Below are 17,095 nucleotides of genomic sequence, written 5' to 3' on the forward strand. Positions count from 1 at the left end.
TCATTACGGGTAGAAACTAAGTTTCGGGTAGATATGGCAATCGATGACATTGACAGGCGTACGCTCCTTCGTCTCGGTGGGGTCGCAGCGATCGGCGCACTAGCGGGTTGTAACAGTCAGCAAGGCTCCGAGGCCACCTCGACGGCGACGACGACTCCCACGTCGACCGCAACGGCGACGGCCACGGCGACGGAAGCGTCCGGGACCAACCCCCTTGGTGCGGATCAACTCGGGGGACCCGACGACCTCCAGTCGTCGGCGACGGTGGAGGCGACGATGCTTTCGTCCGACCAGGGCGCCGGCCAGCACGTGAACACGCCGGCCGTCGTCTGGGTCGAACAGGGCGCGACCGTGACGTGGAACATCGCCGAGGGATCGCACTCGATCACGGCGTATCACCCCGACTTCGACCGGTCACTCCGGATTCCAGAGGGGGCGACTTCCTTCGATTCCGGGATTCTTTCCGCAGGAGAATCTTTCGAACACACCTTCGACACACCGGGCGTCTACAACTACTTCTGTCGCCCGCACGAGGGACTCGGGATGGTCGGTCTCGTCGTCGTCGGTCAGCCACAGGGTGGGCCGGGAACGACGGCCGTCGACGACATCGAACTGAGCGCCGCCGCCCAGTCGCTCACCCGACTCCTCGACGTGGCGGGCATCGTCACCAGCGAGGGTGGGGGGGCGAACGCGTACGCGTGGCAGGACGCCACCTGGGACTCCTACTGGTACTCCCTGTACAACATGAGTACCAACATCGCCATGAGTGGGAACGGGGTTCTGTTCCCCCACAACGAGGAGCAACAGCAGGCGTTCGACCAGCGAGTGCCGGGGATGCTCCAGCATGCGGACGTCGACAAGCCGCCGATCAAGAATCCCAACCTGAACATGGCCGCGTTCACGGAGGGCGACCCCCACTTCACCCAACAGCCCGTCTTCGATTCCGGCGATGGGCGACCCGACGCCGCGACGCTGACGTGGGGCATGTCGAAGTCCTCGAAGGTCGTGAGTCCTTCCTCCGTCGCGTGGACGCACCTCAAGGGTGTGACGTGGGCGAAGAACTTCCAGAAACACTTCGAGACGCTTCCACCGGGAATTGCGGCGAAGTTCCGCGCGCAGATGCTCGCCACCCTCGCCCAGATCGGGACGAACGCGACACTCATCGCCGGCGGCCCGGACGGCAACGGAGCGCTCACGAAAGGCGACTCGCTCGAACTCGTCTCCGAGTTCCGACCGAGTGACGGCACGGTCGTCGACGACACGACCCGGCCCAACCACCACTCGGCGATGCTTTGGTTCCTGTCGGATCTCACGAGCCTCGCGGGGAACGGCTGGTTCGGCTACGTGAACCCGGAACCGCTGATTCCGAACGGAAAGATCCAGCAACTGACCGACGGGATGGCGCAGACGACGATGAACCTCTTCGATCCCTCGGATGTCGTCGACATGGGGTCGACCCGGGACCTCGGCCAGATGCTCGGGGCCGTCGGCTGGTACGGAACCCACGCAGGAGGCGACGACCTGCGTGCTGCCGCCGCGAGCTACGCCGACGATCTGGCGGCTGAAGTCGACGCCCACTTCGAGGGCAACGGATACGTGGCCGACGGCGCGGCCAACGGAGCGGCGACGCAGGGCGCGGTCGGACAGGGGCTCCTCTGGGCTTCCCAGATCGACGGCGTCGATCACCGCGACACCGCGGAGAGCGTTCTCGGCTACCTGCTCGACGAACTCTGGGACGAGGACGCGGGCACCTTCGCCACCAGTCCCGACGCCTCCACCTACCGAATCACGTCGCGTGACGCGGGCGACGTGACCGGCGGCCTCAACGCCGCCGACGCGCTCCTCGATCTCGACGTACAGGCGGTGTACGCCCGCTACTTCAACCAGACGTTCAACCGCGGGCGACTGCAACGGGCCGAACGTCCGAACAGCCGCGACGAGGGTGCCGAATTCACGCTTCCCCTCCCGCCGACTGCCGGCGGCGAGTACGGACAGGCCGCCGTGTACAACGACGCCGTCGAGTACGACGCCGGCGACGACGAGTGGACGGTCGTCGACGACACGTTCACGACGGCGTGGGCGCTGTACACCGCGAATCAGGACATCTGGATCGGGAACTGGGCCGGCGACTTCTACCAAGGCCGCGGCGTGCCCGGCCGGAGCGACCAGCCGCCTGAGGGGGCCTGATCACGATGCTCCCCGAAGGCACCACCGCACCGGAGTTCACGTTGCCCGGAACCGCGATGGACCGAGACGCGAGCGAGGTGTCGCAGTACTCGCTCGCCGACGCACTCCAGCGAGGGCCGGTGATACTCAACTTCTATCTCTTCGATTTCCACCCGGAGTGCACCGAACACATGTGCTCGCTCCACGATCTACTGTGGTTCGACCTCGACGACCGAGTGACGGTGTTCGGCATCTCCACGGATCGCTCGTTCAGCCATCGAGCGTTCGCGGAGACGGAGGAACTGGCCTTCGCCCTCCTCTCGGATAGCGACGGGAGCGTCGCCGAATCCTACGACGTGTTCTACGAGGAGTTCAACGGCCACAAACGGATCGCGAAGCGTTCGGTCTTCGTCGTCGACACCGACGGGACGATTCGGTACGCGTGGAGCACCGACGATCCCACCGTGCAGCCGGACTTGTCGGCGGTCAAGGACGCACTCGAAGGATTGCAGACCGTCCACTCCGACGACTGATCAGGGGTCGGTCTTGACCTTTTCGAACCTGTAACTCAGCGAACAATCAGTCTCCAGTCGCTAGTTCGATCCACCACTCTCGGCCGAACGGGTCGTCGTACGCGATGTCGAGGCGGTCGTACACGACCCGCGGAATGCCGATGTCGGCGAGAACGAGCTGTCCCGCACCGGTTCGTAGTCCCGTTTTCGGTAACGCGAGCGTGACCGTCGTCTCCGGGTGGACGGCTGCCCCGAGTGTCTCGCCGGTCGTGGCGTCGATACCGGAGGGCACGTCGAGGGAGACGACGCTCGATCCGCGTCGGTCCGTTTCCTCAACGAGCCCCCGTGCCGGATCGCGGAGTGGGCCGTCGAGGCCGTACCCGACGAGCGCGTCGACGACGACGCCGATCCGATCGAACGCCGCCAGTTCCTCGACTCCGATCTTGACCGGAATATCCGTGGCGTCGAGAATCCGATACTGCTGTGCCGCGGCCCCGGACAACGCGTCGGGGTCGCGGTCGAGGACGACAGCCACTCGAACGTCGTGGTTGTGGAGATGGCGAGCACACGCCAACCCGCCACCGCCGTTGCCGCCGTTTCCGGCCACGACCACGGCCGGCTCCTCACCTGTCGCAGCGACTCGATGGGCCAGCGTTCGGCCCGCGTTCTCCATCATCTGGAGTAACTGTAGTCCCACGTCCTCGACGGCAACCCGGTCGACATCGCGCATCGTCTCCGCCGTCACGGCCGGAACGTGCGTCCCCGACGCCGTCACGAACGCGTCAGTGGTCATATCGGTTCTTGGACTCTCAACCACCATTGCTGTGTGCCGTTGCGATCGCCGACTAGGGGTTACCCACGGGTTAGCTGACGCTTTTGGTAGCTCAGGTAGTTACCTATCGATACCTACAATGGTAGCCCGAAAACACCGAGTGCTGTTAGTGATCGCGCTGGCCGAACTCCTCGCCATGTCTCTCTGGTTCAGCGCGACCGCTGCGGCGCCGGAGTTGGCGGCTGAGTGGGGGCTCACCGACGGCGAGACGGCGTGGGTGACTATCGCAGTGCAGTTGGGCTTCGTCGCCGGTGCGCTCCTCTCCTCGGCCCTCACGCTCGCGGACGTGATCCGACCCCGCTACCTATTTGCGGCGTCGGCCGTCGCCGGCGCAGTGTTCACGGCCGCAATCGCTGGATTCGTCACGTCGGCCGTGCCGGCCATAGGTCTCCGATTTTTGACCGGCGTCGCCCTGGCCGGGGTTTACCCCACCGGGATGAAGATTCTCGCCGGCTGGTTCGAGGAGGGCCGCGGATTCGCAATCGGCATGCTGGTCGGCGCGCTGACCGTCGGCTCGGCGCTTCCGCACCTGCTCCGTGCCGTCGGCGGCGTCGGACAACCTCGAGTCGTGCTGTACGGGGCCGCGGGCCTGTCTGTACTCGGTGGGCTGTTGGTCCTCCTCGTCGAACCGGGACCGCATCAGGCACCGGCGGCACCGTTCGATCCGAGCGCGATCGGTCGCATCCTCCGGGACCGGGGAACGATGCTAGCCAACGGCGGCTACTTCGGCCACATGTGGGAGCTCTACGCCGTCTGGACGTGGATCCCTGCCTACCTGATCGCGAGCATCGCGGCGAACGGCGGGATTAGTGACTCGTCGAGTCTCGCCTCCCTCTTGGCCTTCGGGACTATCGCCATCGGTGGTGTCGGCGCCGTCGTCGCCGGCTCGGCGGCCGATCGGTTCGGTCGAACGGGGACGACGAGCGCGAGCATGGCCATCAGCGGCGTCGCCTGTATCGCCGCGGGATTCGTCTTCGGGTCGTCGTTGCTCGTTCTCGTCCCCTTCGTCCTCGTGTGGGGATTCGTCATCGTCGCCGATTCGGCCCAGTTTTCGGCGGCCGTCTCCGAACTCGCCGAAGGGTCCTACGTCGGGACGGCGCTGACGCTCCAGACGGCCATCGGGTTCCTCCTGACGACCGTGTCGATCCAGATGATCCCGATGATCGTGGATCTGGTCGGCTGGCGCTGGGCGTTCGCGCCGCTGGCTCTCGGCCCGATTCTCGGCACGCTGTCGATGCAGCGGCTCCGGAAACTCCCCGAGGCGACGAAGCTCGCCGACGGTCGCGGATAGGACGGCCAGAACCGCCGGGGCGACACTTACCGACCGGTAACGGCGTTACCCGATCCTCGGCTCGCACTTATGACGAAGCTGAGTGAAGGACACGCCAACCGATGGGAACGAGACGACTGTATCGACTCGCGGGCTGTCCCTACTGTGCGACCGTCGAGGGGAAACTGGACGAGTTGGGGCTCGATTACAGCGGTTCAAGGAGAAAGCCCACGGCTTCAGCCGTGGGATGAATCCGACAACAGCCGAAACAACTACCACGGTTCGTATCGTCGGTTGTGCTACCGAGTCTCGGGTAAGGATATGCACGCCAGCGCGGCGGTAGATGAAGCCCGCTATCCGAGTCGGGGGCCGGACTGGCACGGCCCACAACCCCACCGAACGACGCGAGTGGGGAACCTCTCCGTCGTGGGCACGGTCTGTGACCGTGGAACCCCACGACTTCAGTCGTGGGAGGATGTCAGGAGACACGAGACGTCTTTCCCATCCGATTCTTCCGGTCGGAAGTGAAAGAAGTCAGCGGACAGAAGGGCGTTCCAGTTCTCGTCGATCCGGAGAACGGCGTGACTGGAATGGCGGAAAGTGACGACATCGTCGCGTACCTCGAACGGACGTACGGTTGACGAGTGAGAGATTCCGAGATGAACACCGATCGATTGTCCGCCGAGACGGGCACGTGGACGGCCATCGTCGACCGAGTGCAGCGATACGGGTCCCGAGAATCGATGCTGTACGCTGGACTCGTACTGAACGTCGAGGTGACACTGGTGATGGTGTACTGGGTCGCTTCGCCGACGACGATAACGAACCCGTTGATTCTGGTGTATCCATTCGTCTGGATCAATCTCGCTCTCTGGGCCGTCAGTTCGGTAAAGCGACCCGACGTGCCGCGACGACGGCAACTCGCCGTCGGTGCACTCACAGGGCTGTATTTCGTCGTACTGATCGTCGCCGGCGGGCTGGTCGGGCCAGGGCACGCGTTTCACGGCCACTCTCACGGGACCGGCGCAGTCCGTCTCGCCCTCACGTCGATGCCTCCAGGATGGAGCCCGGCGCTCCTCTACGGCGGTGATCTGGTCCGTTTCTCGCTGTTCCCGTACAAACTCGTGGGCTATCTCGCGCTCTCCTATCTCGTCTTCGTGACCCTTCTCGACGTGAACGGGTCGGCCCTCTCCGGCGCACTCGGCTTCGCCTCGTGTGTGAGTTGCACGTGGCCGATTCTCGGGACGGCCGTGACGGCGCTCTTCGGCGGTGGATCGGTACTCGCGACGGTCGCGACGAACCAGCCGTACGGCCTCTCGACGTTCGTCTTCACGACGTCCGTCGGATTGCTCGTCTGGCGGCCGTTCTCGAACCCGCGAGGCTGGCTGTCGGGGCGCTACTAGGGAGTAGCGTAACTGTCCATAGATTCTGGCCGGGATGGTCCGGCGAGAATCTACGATGGCTTCCGATAATTCCTACAACTGTCGATGGCCGCTACGTTTTCCCTGGAGCAGTTGTAGTCCTATTGCACGGTCGCCGAAGCCGTATGTAACGACAGCGACGATATCGTTCGGAGGCCATCCGTGACACACCCCCTCGATCCACAGCGTTCGGACGCGAGTCAACCGGACGGCGTCGACCACGGACAGCGCCTCCACGTGAGAGACCACACCTGTGCGGTGTCGAGAGCAGTGGTGCCGAACGATACCCTCGCCAACGACGAAATTATCGTTCTCCTCCGATGAGGACGATACACGAGCCGAGAGTCGCGCGACGTCGTCGAGCGCCGAACGAGCAGAACGAAGAATGTCAGTAACCCGTAGGGACGTGTTGGAGGAACTCGAGAGACAGAGCGACGCCAGCACCGGGAAGCGAACGTCGGTCGAATCGCTCGCGGACGCGCTCGCCGTCGACGAGCGAACGGTCCGCGAACAGCTCGACGGACTGGAATCGTGCGCGCTAGCTGACATCGACGCCAACGGGCGGGTCAGAATAACCGTAACCGGTGAAGAACTCCTCGCGCTCGATCTCGACGAGATGATCGTCGTCGACGCGGAGGTGACCGATCGTGGGTGAGCGCACGGGGCAGAGTTATGGATTCCGCCGTCGTCTCTGGGTACGAATGCTGGGAGTGGCCACCGATGTCTGAACACGACACGAACGAGGCGACCGAGGCGGTTCAGTACGATCCGTCATCCAGCAGGTACGACGTCTTCGAGTGTCCCGACTGTGACAACGTGGTTCTCGCGCTCGGCCGCGACGACCCACCGATGTCCTGTCACGGGGAGTCGATGCAACGCGTGACCGACTGCGATATCACCGTCAAACCACCCGACGTCAGACAGGTCCTCCTCGACGCGTTCGGCCTCCCCAAAGCCGGCCTCGACATCTGTCTCTGTGTCATCGGTGAGGGTCCACTCTCGGCGAACGAAGTCGCCGAATCGCTGGGCTACGACCGGAGCACGGTGACGCGGTACCTGAACAAACTCGTCGACATCGGTCTGCTTCGCCGATCCGAACTGAACCGTGAGGAGGGCGGCGTGGTCAACGTCTATCACTCGGTCGACCTAGAGCGGATGCGCCGCGAGACGCTGATCGGCTTCTACATCTGGGCCGGGGAGGCGGCCGCACTCATCGAGGAAGCCAACGTGACGAAACAGGACTACATGGCCGAGAATCCGGACCGCGAACTCCCGGACGTGTTCTGGGAATCGTTCCCCGACGACTGAACGAGACACGCCACCTTCGGTGGTCGTGCAACGCCGTTGCGGAGTCGCTACCCCTTATTTGATTCCGCCCGGCGTATCCCGAGTCACATGAGTGATTTCGACGTGCTCGTCATCGGCGGGGGAACCGGAAACAACGTCGCCTCGGCGGCGGCAGACGCGGGACTCGACACGGCGCTCGTCGAACCGGGACCGCTCGGCGGGACCTGTCTCAACCGCGGGTGCAACCCCTCGAAGATGTTGATTCAGGCCGCGAACGCCGTCAACCACGTCCGCGATGCCGAGCGCTTCCACGTCGACGCCACGCTCGACGGCGTGGATCACGCGGCCGTCGTCGACGAGATGGACGACCTGCTGGGCGGCATCGCTGCCGACATGGAGGCGCGGTACCGCGAGCGACCCAACCTGACGCTGTTCGACGAGTACACCGAGTTCGTCGACGAACGGACGGTGGCACTCGGCGGCGAATCCGTCACCGCCGACAAGGTCGTCGTCGCGACGGGAAGTCGCCCAGTCGTCCCACCCATCGACGGCCTCGACGACATCGAGTACCTCACGAGCCAAGACGCGCTCTACCGGCGCGAACTCCCGGACAGTCTCGTCATCATGGGTGGTGGCTACATCGCCGTCGAATTAGGGTACGTGTTCGAGACGATGGGCACCGACGTGACCATCGTCGAGATGAACGACCGGCTGGTCCACCGGGAGGACGGCGACGTGGCGGACCTGTTCACGGAACTCGCCGCCGCCCGCCACGACGTGTACACCGGGCACCGCGTCACGGCCGTCGAGGAGTCGGGCGACGGCTACGCCGTCCACGCCGAAACCGAGGCCGGTGACGAACTGACCGTCGACGGGAGCGAGGTGCTGGTCGCACTTGGCCGCCGCCCGAACACTGACTCGCTGAACCTCGACGCCGCCGGAATCGAGGTCGACGACCGCGGATTCGTCGAGACGAACGAGTACCTCGAGACGAGCGCGGACAACGTCTGGGCACAGGGCGACGTGGCTGGAAACGCGCTGTTCAAACACTCTGGAGACCACGAGACGCGGCACACTGTGGCGAACGTCGTCCACGGCGACCGACGGGCGCCCGACCTCTCGGCGATGCCACACACCATCTTCACCGAGCCACAGATCGCCGGCGTCGGGAAGACCGAGGCGGAACTCGACGGTCGGGAGTACGTCGTCGGCCGGGCGGACTACGCCGACTCTGCGATGGGTCGCGCGAAGAAACTCGACGACGGCTTCGTGAAAGTGCTCGCGGCGACCGACGGGACTATCCTCGGCGCGCATGCCATCGGCTACGAGGCGTCGACCTTGCTGCACGAGGCCGTCGTCGCGATGCGACACGGCCTCACCGTCGAGGACGTCGGCGAGACTATCCACGCCCACCCGACGCTGAGCAAGGTCGTCGAAGCGGCGTTCAGAGACGCAGCGAACTGATTCGGGCGTCTACTCGTCGTCGACGATAGCCTCTGTTCCGAGGCGCCGAATGCAGTCAGCCACGGTCTCGGTGCCACTGCCAGTCGAACACGGGAACACGCCGACGAGTCGGTCGCCGGCGTAAACCGCCAGACACTGGAGCGGGAGGCGAATCACCTCCCGTCGCTCCGCCGAGACCATCGTCGACCGTTCACACCGCCCGAAGGCCGGTTCGAGGGAGTGGCCTTCGCGGTCGGCCCACGCCTCGAACTCGGCGATTCGAGCCTGGATCGGCCCCTCCTCGCTTGCGGGAGCGTCGGAAGGCGGATCGACGTACCGTCCCCAGACGCGAACCGACACGTCGTCGACGGCGCCGTCGGCTTCCAGTTCACGGAGCCGGTCGAGCACCCTCGAACGAGGACCGTCCAGCGGCGGCGCGTCTCGCATCCAGACCACGACGCGGACGGGACCGGACCGGTCCATCGTCGATCACCGCTCCTCCCTGAACTCGGCCCCCCGCCGTTCACCCTGTTCCATCAGTTCCCGGATGAACGACGGACGTCGGTCGACTTTGGTCGAACAGTGGTACGCCTCGCCCATCTCGATCCGATGAATCTCCGTCCGTTTGAACTCGCTCTCGGGCAGGTATCCCTGATCGATCCAGTCGTTCACTCGCTCGATCACCCGAAGCTCCTGGTTCAGCGAGATGTTGCCCGAGAGTTCGTTGCGGCGGTCGGCGATCTCCTCGAGCGAGGACGGTTCGCCCTCGCGCACCTGCGGGTTGATCTGGATCACCCACAACTCGTCCGGTTTGCGGGACGCCTCGACGGTCATCAGGTCGTCGATGGGGGGGTTCTGCGAGAACAGTCCATCCCAGTGGTAGTGGCCGTGTATTTTGACGGCCTCGAACAGGTTCGGCACGGCCGCGGAGGCGAGGACGGCCTCCGGCGTCACGTCCTCGTTGGTGAACGTCTCGAACGTGCCTGCGTTGACGTTGACCGTCCCGACGACGAGTTCCGGAACGTCACGCCGACAGAGCGCAGGAATCTCGTCGAAATCGATGTGTGTTCGAAGGACGCGCTCGATGCGTCGTTTCCCGAGATTCGAGCCGGGATTCTGGTACGGGCTGATCTGCGGGAAGGGCAGGCCGCTGCTCTCGATCCGCGAGAGGCCGACCACCCACTCGTTCGTGACCCGGTCCGACGGGGAGTTCGCCGCGAGATCCTCCCAGAGCGCGTCGAGGAGTTCGATCGACCGCTCGGCGTCGGCGGTGACGAGCCCGTACCACGTCGCGAGCGCGTTGAACGCGCCACCGGAGGTGCCGCTGATCCCGACCAGTTCGTACTCGTCGTCCCACTCGCGGAGCAGTTCCTTCAGCACGCCGGCGGTGAAGGCCGTGTGACTTCCACCGCCCTGACAGGCGATGGCGACGTTCGTCGGTTCGTCGTCACTCATAGGTCGTGGTGTAGCCGCCGTCGTGGAGCATGTCGCCGCCGTTGAGGTGTTTGCCGTGGCTGGAGAAGCCGAAGACGAAGAGGTTCGCCACTTCGGCGGGCGTCATCATCTCCTTCGTCCGTGCCTGTCCGAGCATCACGTCCTCGACGACTTCCTGCTCGGAGATACCCCGCTCGGCGGCCGTGTCTTCGATCTGGTTCACCATCAGCGGCGTCAGCACGTAGCCGACGCTGACCGAGAAGCCCCGCAAGGTCCCCTCACCCTCCGCGGCGATAGCGCGTGTCAGACCAGTAAGCCCGTGTTTCGCCGTGATATACGCGGGTTTGTCTTGCGTCGCGTAGTGACCGTGGACGGAGGACATGTTGCCGATTGCGCCGACGCCATCCTCGGTCGCCCGGATGTGCGGCATCGCGAGCTTCGCAGTGAGGAACGGCGCGCGGAGCATGATATCGAGCAGGAGGTCGTACTTCTCCATCGGGAAGTCGGGGATGGAGGCGATGTGTTGCATCCCGGCCACGTTGGCGACGTACCGGAGGTCGCCAGCTTCGGCTGCAGCGTCGACCATCGCCTCGACCGCGTCCTCGTCCGTGAGATCGGTCGGGACGGGATGGACGGTTCCGGGGGCATCCACGTCGTCGGCGAGTTCGACGGTACCGTCGAGGCCGTCCTCGTCGATGTCGGCCCCGACGACCGTGAGACCGTTCGCCGCGAGCGCGACAGCCGTTGCACGACCGATTCCCGAGGCCGCGCCAGTGACGATGGCGACCGTCTCGGGGGCGAAATGCTCGTCGTCGAGGACGAGCAGGTCGGCAGCGGTCAACTCCGGTTCACGGAGGTCGAATTCGTCGGTGGACATGTGTTCATCCGAACCCACTCCACGAAGCCGTATAACCACACCTCGGCTGTGCAACGGACGGACAACGAACGTTGCTCGTTCGTGACGATAGCCAGATATCGCTGGAATCGATGCACTACGGCCCCGTTCGACGCTTTCACTCGTCCACCGACGATTCGAGCAGGTCCAGTAGCTCGCGATTGCTGTCGTCGATCCCCTCGACTTCGTCGAGTATCATCTCCGTCTTCCGATTGGCCTCGTCGGCCATCATGGCGAGTTCCTCGGTGCTTCGGGCCTGTTGATCCGTCGCCGTCGCCACGTCCGCCATACTCTCCGATAGTTGGCCGTTGACCTCGTCAATCGCTTCGAACGTCTCGACGGCTCGAGCCGCCTCCTCACGCCCGGCTTCGGTCTGTTCGTGGACGCTCTCGATGTCGTCGACGACCCCATCGACGGCGCCGTCGATCGTCTCGACCAACGCTCGAATGCGTGCAGCTTCATCCTGACTCTCCTCGGCGAGTGATTTCACCTCGTCCGCAACGACAGCGAATCCCTCACCCTCGTCGACGCGTGCCGCTTCGATCGAGGCGTTGAGCGCCAGCAGGTTCGTCTGATCCGCGATGTCGTCGATCGTATCCACGAACTCGCCGATGTCCTCGGTGTGATCGGCGAGCGTCCCCACGGCCTCGCGAACGCCCGTCGCTCGCGTATGAATCTCTTCGATCCGTTCGCTGAGTTCGCTCGCTCTGACACAGCCCTCCTCGGCGAGGGCGGCCGCGTCGTCGCTCTGGGTGTCGATTTCGTCCACGGAGGCGGCGATCTCCTCGACGGCCGCGCTGATGTCTCCGACCTCTCCACTCAGGTCGTTCACGTTCGACGCCTGCTGTTCCGTGAGAGACGCAATCTCCGCGGAGCGATCGGTTACGTCCGCCACCTGCGAGTGAACCTCGTCGATCACTTCGGCCCCTCCGCGATCCGACCCGGCTCTGCTCGCCTCGGCACACGCCGCACTGATCGCAGCGATGTCGCGGCTCGTTAGTCGCCGAAGCTCGACCGCGTCGACCGACTGGAGTCGTTCCCCGCGTTCGATCAGCTGAGACTGTATCGCCACCAGTAGCTTCGAGAGCGTCTCGGATCGGACGTCGTGTTCGACACAGTACTGGGCGAACTCCCGTCGCGTTCGGTCGGTCCCGTCGGCGAGAACCGACGTGAGATACTGGGTCACGGCGGAGTCGAGGAGAGCTTCGGATACACGACCCTCGCGCTGTAGTTCCCCGGACAGTACCTCGGTGACGAACGCCTGCCGTTGCTCCGGATCGTCGGGGACGAGCGTCGACAGGCCCGAGCGGTCGCGTTCGGAACGAGTCGTGGAACTCATCTCAGCCGTAGGTGCGTTCGAGGTGGGTCACGATGGCGTCGCTGTCGGCGAGCCAGCCGTCGTCGAGCGACGGATCGAACAGCACCGGAACGCCCCGTTGTCCGGTGCGTTCGTGAACCTCTTCGCGGTCGGTGTGCTTGTCCGGCACCACCGTCTCGTCGTAGTCGACGCCCAGTTCCTCGAGTTTGTCCCGCACCTTCTTCGAATACGGACAGTCCTGCCTGTCGTACAGTTCCAGACGGCTCATCACGGCACGACCTGCGGTGGGAGTTTCATTAACGATACCGTGGGTGTGTGAATCGATTACACGAGCCGGCGTGCGAGAGACAGAGCCCGAGAGCACTCGAACACCATATCGAAGCTCACGCGAGCAGTTCGCTCGCGAGGACGATCAGACCGACGCCGACGAACACCACCCCGAGTGCCCGCTCCATGAGGTCGCTGGGAAGGTACTTTCCGATCCGGGTTCCAACCGTCCCGCCGATGAGGACGCCGGGGATCGACCACGCGACGACGTACCAGACCGGCGTCGCCGCGAGTGCGTGAACGATAGCCCCGGCCAGCGCAGCGATAGCGAGGACGAACACGCTCGTCGCGATCGCCACGCGAGGGGGAAGTCGACACCGGACGATGAGTTGTGTCGTCGTGATCTCGGGAAGCCCGGCGCTGATGAGGCCCGTGACGAACCCGCCGACGGTGGCCAGCATGACTCCGGGCAGTCGCCAGCAGGTATCGTAAGTGAAGGTCGCGCCATCGGCCGCCTCGACGACCGTCGTACCCCGGCCCGCGTTCTTTCGTTCGAGGAACTCGTTTTCTTCCTCGCCGGGAACGCACTCTTCCGGCGGGTCGTGGAGGCCGAGGAAGGCCCCGAGTCCGAGGAGGCCGACGCCGAATGCGAGCGTCAGGAGCGTCGTCGGAACGTAGTGCGCGGCGAGTGCGCCAACGACGACGGACGGGACGGCACCGAGGAGAAGCCACTTCGCCGTCGCGTAGTCGACGACGCGCTGCCGGACGTAGTTCAGGAGGCCGTTCCCCATGCCGAACACCTCGGTCATGAGCCCGGCACCGATGGCCTGCGCCGGCGACAGGCCGACGACGAGAATGAAGAAGGGGCTGAAAAAGAGGGCACCCGAGACGCCCGAGGAGAGCGCGATCATCGAAAAGAGGATCGATGCCGGGAACACCCACCAGTGCGCGAGGAACTGATCGACGGGAAACCCGGCGGGAACCGGGAGACTCGTGAGTACCGAGCCAGCCGTCCCGACATCGAGTGTTCCAAGCGCGACGAGCGGAACCCCCCCTCCGAGTACAGCGACGAGGTGCCCAGCACCGACGGCGCGATCATCCATCATGTATGTCACCGGGAGTTCATCGAGCAGTCACGCGTCATCGAATAACTCCGCCACGGTGTCAGGATCGGGATGCCAGCCGACGAACTCGCCGCCTTCGAAGGGCAGATCGACGGACGCGATGTAGTTGCACAGGCCGACGTAGAAGTCGACGAGGAGGCCGATCGCGACGATCTCCGCCGACGAGTAGTGTCGTTCCAGCGCGTCGTGGATAGGGTCGGTCACGGTCCCCGATTCGACTGCGCGGGCGTACTGGAGCAGGACGAACTCCGCGTCGTCGAACGGCGAGAGGTCGTTGCCCCCGATCGCTCGCATCTCCTCGATGGTAACGCCCTTGTCGCGGGCGATGTCGACGTGCTGGTGCCACTCGTATCGGGCGCCGCGTGCTCGCGCCACGGTGAGGATGACCAGTTCCTTGCGACGCTGACCGAGCTGTTCGTACAGCGTGTTCAGATACTCGAGCGTCGCCTGGAGAATTTCGGGGTTGTGCGCCCACGCCCGGAAGATGTGTCGGTCACCGAGGTAATCGTCCGTGAACAGGTAGTGGTACTCCTCCGGAATCTCGTCCAGTTCGAGTAGTGGTAGTCGTGACATTGGTTTCGTCTATTTGTGGTGTGATCGGTTACAATGCTATCCAGTGATTCACGCGAGGATGCCGGTCCCCAGGAACCCGACGAGGACGACGGCGTAGACCCTGTGAAGGATCATTCCCGGCGTGGCGTGGTCGTTCGGTTCGCCACCAGCGAATTTCTCGACGAGAGCAGCCGTCGGCGGTGAGCCGCCATCGCCTACCATCATCATTACGGCGGTCATGACGATCGTCGCGAGCAACCCACCGACCAAGCCAGCGGTGATCGAGGCCATGAGACGGTGTACGGTACGACAGACGTGTATTAAACCGAAGCGCGGGCGTTTAACGCCGGCACACACTCGGGATAGTACGTTTAGATCCCCCACCGACGGTCGTCGTATGGCTGTAGACCAGCAAGCGTACGAAGTCGTCGTCGTCGGTGGCGGACCAGCGGGGCTGTCGACGGCACTGTACAGCGTGCGACTTGGGCACGAAACAGCACTCGTCGACCGTGGCGGGGGCCGGGCAGCGATGATGAAAGACGTTCACAACCTCGTCGGAACGACCGAAGAGACGAGCGGGATGGAGCTCCTGCAGATCGGGAAGGAGCAACTGGAGGAGTACGGCTGTACGGTACTCTCGGATCGAATCGGATCGGCCGGCCGGACTGACGACGATCGGTTCCGCCTGTGCGGCACCGACGTGGACTACGTGGCCGACGCGGTCGCGCTGGCGACGGGAATGAACGACGTGCGACCGGACCCGCCGCTCCCTCGAACCGGTCGCGGGCTCCACTACTGCCTCCACTGTGACGCACACATGTTCGCGGACGAGTCCGTGTACGTGATGGGGTACGGCGAGAGCGCGGCCCACGTCGCTGCAATCCTGCTCAACTTCACCGACGAAGTTGACCTGCTGACTCGGGGGGACGCGCCAGCGTGGAGCGACGACACCGACGAGATGCTCGACACACATCCGATCGACGTGATCCACGAGGACGTGACCGGTGTCCAGAACGGGAGCGACGGATGGCTGAAGGCGCTGGAATTCGAAGGGGGAGCCGTCCGCGAGTACAAGGGTGGCTTCGCGCTGTACGGCGCCGACTACAACAGCGGGCTCGCGACCGACCTCGGCTGTGAACTGAACGACGACGGGACCGTGGAGGTAGACGACCACGGGCGGACGAGTGTCGACGGCGTCTACGCGATCGGCGATCTCACACCCGGGCACAACCAGGTGCCGATCGCGCTAGGAGACGGCGCGAAAGCGGGGATTTCGATCCACTGGACGTTGCGGGATTTCCCGCGAGATCCCGACCTCGTCGAGGAACAGGGGCCCGTTCGAAGCGACGAAGTGCCCGGGATGCCGGACGAACTCCTCGAACAGGCCACCGAGTTCCACACGTACGATTAGGTGTGTGAGTCCGTCGTCGATCCCCGCGGCGGTCGCCACACCGCGGAACCCCGGCGAGGATGCGAACCGATCGATCTCGTGCAACGGTGCCGCACGCCTGCCGGGTCTATATACACCCTTGCCGTTCGGGTAGGAGTGCAATGCTCGTCGTCCATGCGACGTTTCCGATCGATCCGAACCACCGCGACCGAGCGGTCGAACTGATGCGAGAGCTCGCCGAAAAGTCCCGGGCGGAGGATGGAATCATCGACTATCGGGTCAACACGGATATCGACGACCCGAACCTGTTCCGGTTCGTCGAACGGTACGAGAGCGAAGCGGCGTTCGGCGCACACGTCGAAACGGATCATTTCGGCGAGTTCGAGGCGGCGCTTCCCGAACTGCTCGACGGTGAGCCCGACCTAACCCGGTTCGACGTCGAGAGCGTCAGCGACGTCGAACTCTAGTCCTTCCGGCCGCACGTCGGTCGAATCCCGAAACCCATCCCCGACCGCGGTCTCTACCCGACTGGCCTCGAAGTCCCAGTATCGACTCTGGCCTTCGACAGGGGCCTTTTAAATCGAGTGGGACCAGGTGTGCGGATTGCACAGCCACGCGTCCCCTATATGAGGCGGCGGCGTACCAGGAGCCGGAATGGTGAAAGCAGCAGTTATCGTTCTCGCAGGCACCGACTCACACGCCGACCAAGGCCGTCTCGCGAACGGGCTCGAAACGGCCAAGGAGTTCGCCGAGACGGACGGCGACGACGTCGAACTCATCTTCGACGGAGCCGGGACGCAGTGGATTCCCGAACTCGAAGACGAGGACAGCGACTACCACGAACTCTATCGGACGGTTCGGGACGATACCTCCGTCTGTGACTACTGCGCCGGCGCGTTCGGCGTCGACGACATCGTGAACGACGCCGGACTGGTCACGCTCGACGACCACGACGGGCACCCGAGCATTCGGTCGCTCGTCGCCGACGGGTACGAAGTTATTACTTTCTGATAACTGTCGTCTCTAACACCGCGCGTGAACGTAGAGACGGACCATTCGAGGACAGTCAGTCGATTGCGGGCTATCGACGATTACGGATCGTCGTCCATCGTACGACGAACTGATTCGATACGTGATCGGATCGACCGACACTCAAGTGTCGAGTATAAATTAGAGATACGTTT

The 17,095-nt window shown here is 64.3% G+C and carries 20 protein-coding genes and 1 pseudogene; 12 read left to right on the forward strand and 9 right to left on the reverse strand.

Going from position 1 to position 17,095, the window contains the following annotated elements; translation table 11 throughout:
* The first annotated feature begins 33 nt into the window (after positions 1-33).
* Together NBT82_RS12935 and NBT82_RS12940 are read left to right on the forward strand one after the other, a co-directional pair.
* On the forward strand, positions 34-2,187 hold the full coding sequence (locus NBT82_RS12935) for a cupredoxin domain-containing protein (RefSeq protein WP_251328530.1): 2,154 nt from the start codon (positions 34-36) through the stop codon (positions 2,185-2,187).
* Positions 2,188-2,192: 5 nt separating this feature from the next.
* Positions 2,193-2,699 carry a redoxin domain-containing protein gene (locus NBT82_RS12940; protein WP_251328531.1) on the forward strand — a complete coding sequence of 169 codons (507 nt, stop codon included), beginning with the start codon at positions 2,193-2,195 and terminating at the stop codon, positions 2,697-2,699.
* Between the two features lie 46 nt (positions 2,700-2,745).
* On the opposite strand, the gene NBT82_RS12945 is transcribed toward NBT82_RS12940, so the two are convergent.
* Positions 2,746-3,471, reverse strand: coding sequence for an NAD(P)H-hydrate epimerase (locus NBT82_RS12945; RefSeq protein WP_251328532.1), 726 nt, complete (start codon positions 3,469-3,471; stop codon positions 2,746-2,748).
* Positions 3,472-3,589: 118 nt separating this feature from the next.
* On the opposite strand from NBT82_RS12945, the gene NBT82_RS12950 reads away from it, so the two are divergent.
* From NBT82_RS12950 to NBT82_RS12980, 7 genes and pseudogenes are all read left to right on the forward strand, one after another.
* A complete protein-coding gene (locus NBT82_RS12950; RefSeq protein ID WP_256476577.1) occupies positions 3,590-4,801 on the forward strand; it encodes an MFS transporter in 1,212 nt (403 codons plus the stop codon).
* 494 nt (positions 4,802-5,295) lie between these two features.
* Positions 5,296-5,421, forward strand: a pseudogene (locus tag NBT82_RS12955) (glutathione S-transferase N-terminal domain-containing protein); the annotation flags it as partial.
* 18 nt (positions 5,422-5,439) lie between these two features.
* On the forward strand, positions 5,440-6,183 hold the full coding sequence (locus NBT82_RS12960) for a DUF7546 family protein (protein ID WP_251328533.1): 744 nt from the start codon (positions 5,440-5,442) through the stop codon (positions 6,181-6,183).
* Positions 6,184-6,363: 180 nt separating this feature from the next.
* Positions 6,364-6,525 (forward strand): hypothetical protein, encoded by a 162-nt coding sequence (locus NBT82_RS12965; protein ID WP_251328534.1) that lies wholly within the window; start codon positions 6,364-6,366, stop codon positions 6,523-6,525.
* Positions 6,526-6,586: 61 nt separating this feature from the next.
* Positions 6,587-6,856: a hypothetical protein gene (locus tag NBT82_RS12970; RefSeq protein WP_251328535.1), complete on the forward strand. Its 270-nt coding sequence runs from the start codon at positions 6,587-6,589 to the stop codon at positions 6,854-6,856.
* Between the two features lie 65 nt (positions 6,857-6,921).
* On the forward strand, positions 6,922-7,509 hold the full coding sequence (locus NBT82_RS12975; RefSeq protein WP_251328536.1) for a helix-turn-helix domain-containing protein: 588 nt from the start codon (positions 6,922-6,924) through the stop codon (positions 7,507-7,509).
* Between the two features lie 87 nt (positions 7,510-7,596).
* Positions 7,597-8,952, forward strand: a complete 1,356-nt coding sequence (locus NBT82_RS12980; RefSeq protein WP_251328537.1) for a dihydrolipoyl dehydrogenase family protein — start codon at positions 7,597-7,599, stop codon at positions 8,950-8,952.
* Between the two features lie 9 nt (positions 8,953-8,961).
* Here the strand turns inward: NBT82_RS12980 and NBT82_RS12985 are convergent, their stop codons facing one another.
* The 8 genes from NBT82_RS12985 to NBT82_RS13020 all read right to left on the reverse strand — a co-directional run bounded on the left by NBT82_RS12985 (position 8,962) and on the right by NBT82_RS13020 (position 14,812).
* Entirely contained in the window at positions 8,962-9,414 is a 453-nt protein-coding gene (locus NBT82_RS12985; protein WP_251328538.1) for a L,D-transpeptidase, read from the reverse strand.
* A 6-nt stretch (positions 9,415-9,420) separates the two neighbouring features.
* A complete protein-coding gene (locus NBT82_RS12990) occupies positions 9,421-10,386 on the reverse strand; it encodes a patatin-like phospholipase family protein (RefSeq protein WP_251328539.1) in 966 nt (321 codons plus the stop codon).
* Positions 10,379-11,242, reverse strand: coding sequence for an SDR family oxidoreductase (locus tag NBT82_RS12995; RefSeq protein ID WP_251328540.1), 864 nt, complete (start codon positions 11,240-11,242; stop codon positions 10,379-10,381). Before NBT82_RS12995 ends, NBT82_RS12990 begins: the two co-directional genes overlap by 8 nt.
* 136 nt (positions 11,243-11,378) lie before the next feature.
* Positions 11,379-12,599 (reverse strand): methyl-accepting chemotaxis protein, encoded by a 1,221-nt coding sequence (locus NBT82_RS13000; RefSeq protein WP_251328541.1) that lies wholly within the window; start codon positions 12,597-12,599, stop codon positions 11,379-11,381.
* A 1-nt stretch (position 12,600) separates the two neighbouring features.
* Positions 12,601-12,846: a glutaredoxin family protein gene (locus NBT82_RS13005; protein WP_251328542.1), complete on the reverse strand. Its 246-nt coding sequence runs from the start codon at positions 12,844-12,846 to the stop codon at positions 12,601-12,603.
* Between the two features lie 115 nt (positions 12,847-12,961).
* On the reverse strand, positions 12,962-13,951 hold the full coding sequence (locus NBT82_RS13010) for a sulfite exporter TauE/SafE family protein (RefSeq protein WP_251328543.1): 990 nt from the start codon (positions 13,949-13,951) through the stop codon (positions 12,962-12,964).
* A 27-nt stretch (positions 13,952-13,978) separates the two neighbouring features.
* Positions 13,979-14,542: a carboxymuconolactone decarboxylase family protein gene (locus NBT82_RS13015; protein WP_251328544.1), complete on the reverse strand. Its 564-nt coding sequence runs from the start codon at positions 14,540-14,542 to the stop codon at positions 13,979-13,981.
* A 48-nt stretch (positions 14,543-14,590) separates the two neighbouring features.
* Positions 14,591-14,812: a hypothetical protein gene (locus NBT82_RS13020; protein WP_251328545.1), complete on the reverse strand. Its 222-nt coding sequence runs from the start codon at positions 14,810-14,812 to the stop codon at positions 14,591-14,593.
* Positions 14,813-14,918: 106 nt separating this feature from the next.
* On the opposite strand from NBT82_RS13020, the gene NBT82_RS13025 reads away from it, so the two are divergent.
* The 3 genes from NBT82_RS13025 (at position 14,919) to NBT82_RS13035 (ending at position 16,922) form a co-directional block, all read left to right on the forward strand.
* Positions 14,919-15,932, forward strand: coding sequence for an NAD(P)/FAD-dependent oxidoreductase (locus NBT82_RS13025; protein WP_251328546.1), 1,014 nt, complete (start codon positions 14,919-14,921; stop codon positions 15,930-15,932).
* A gap of 140 nt (positions 15,933-16,072) precedes the next feature.
* Complete coding sequence (locus NBT82_RS13030) at positions 16,073-16,378, forward strand: putative quinol monooxygenase (protein ID WP_251328547.1); 306 nt, start codon at positions 16,073-16,075, stop codon at positions 16,376-16,378.
* Positions 16,379-16,565: 187 nt separating this feature from the next.
* Complete coding sequence (locus NBT82_RS13035; protein WP_157688163.1) at positions 16,566-16,922, forward strand: DsrE family protein; 357 nt, start codon at positions 16,566-16,568, stop codon at positions 16,920-16,922.
* Positions 16,923-17,095: the final 173 nt, after the last annotated feature.

It is taken from the genome of Haloplanus sp. HW8-1 (assembly GCF_023703795.1).
Lineage (GTDB): Archaea > Halobacteriota > Halobacteria > Halobacteriales > Haloferacaceae > Haloplanus > Haloplanus pelagicus.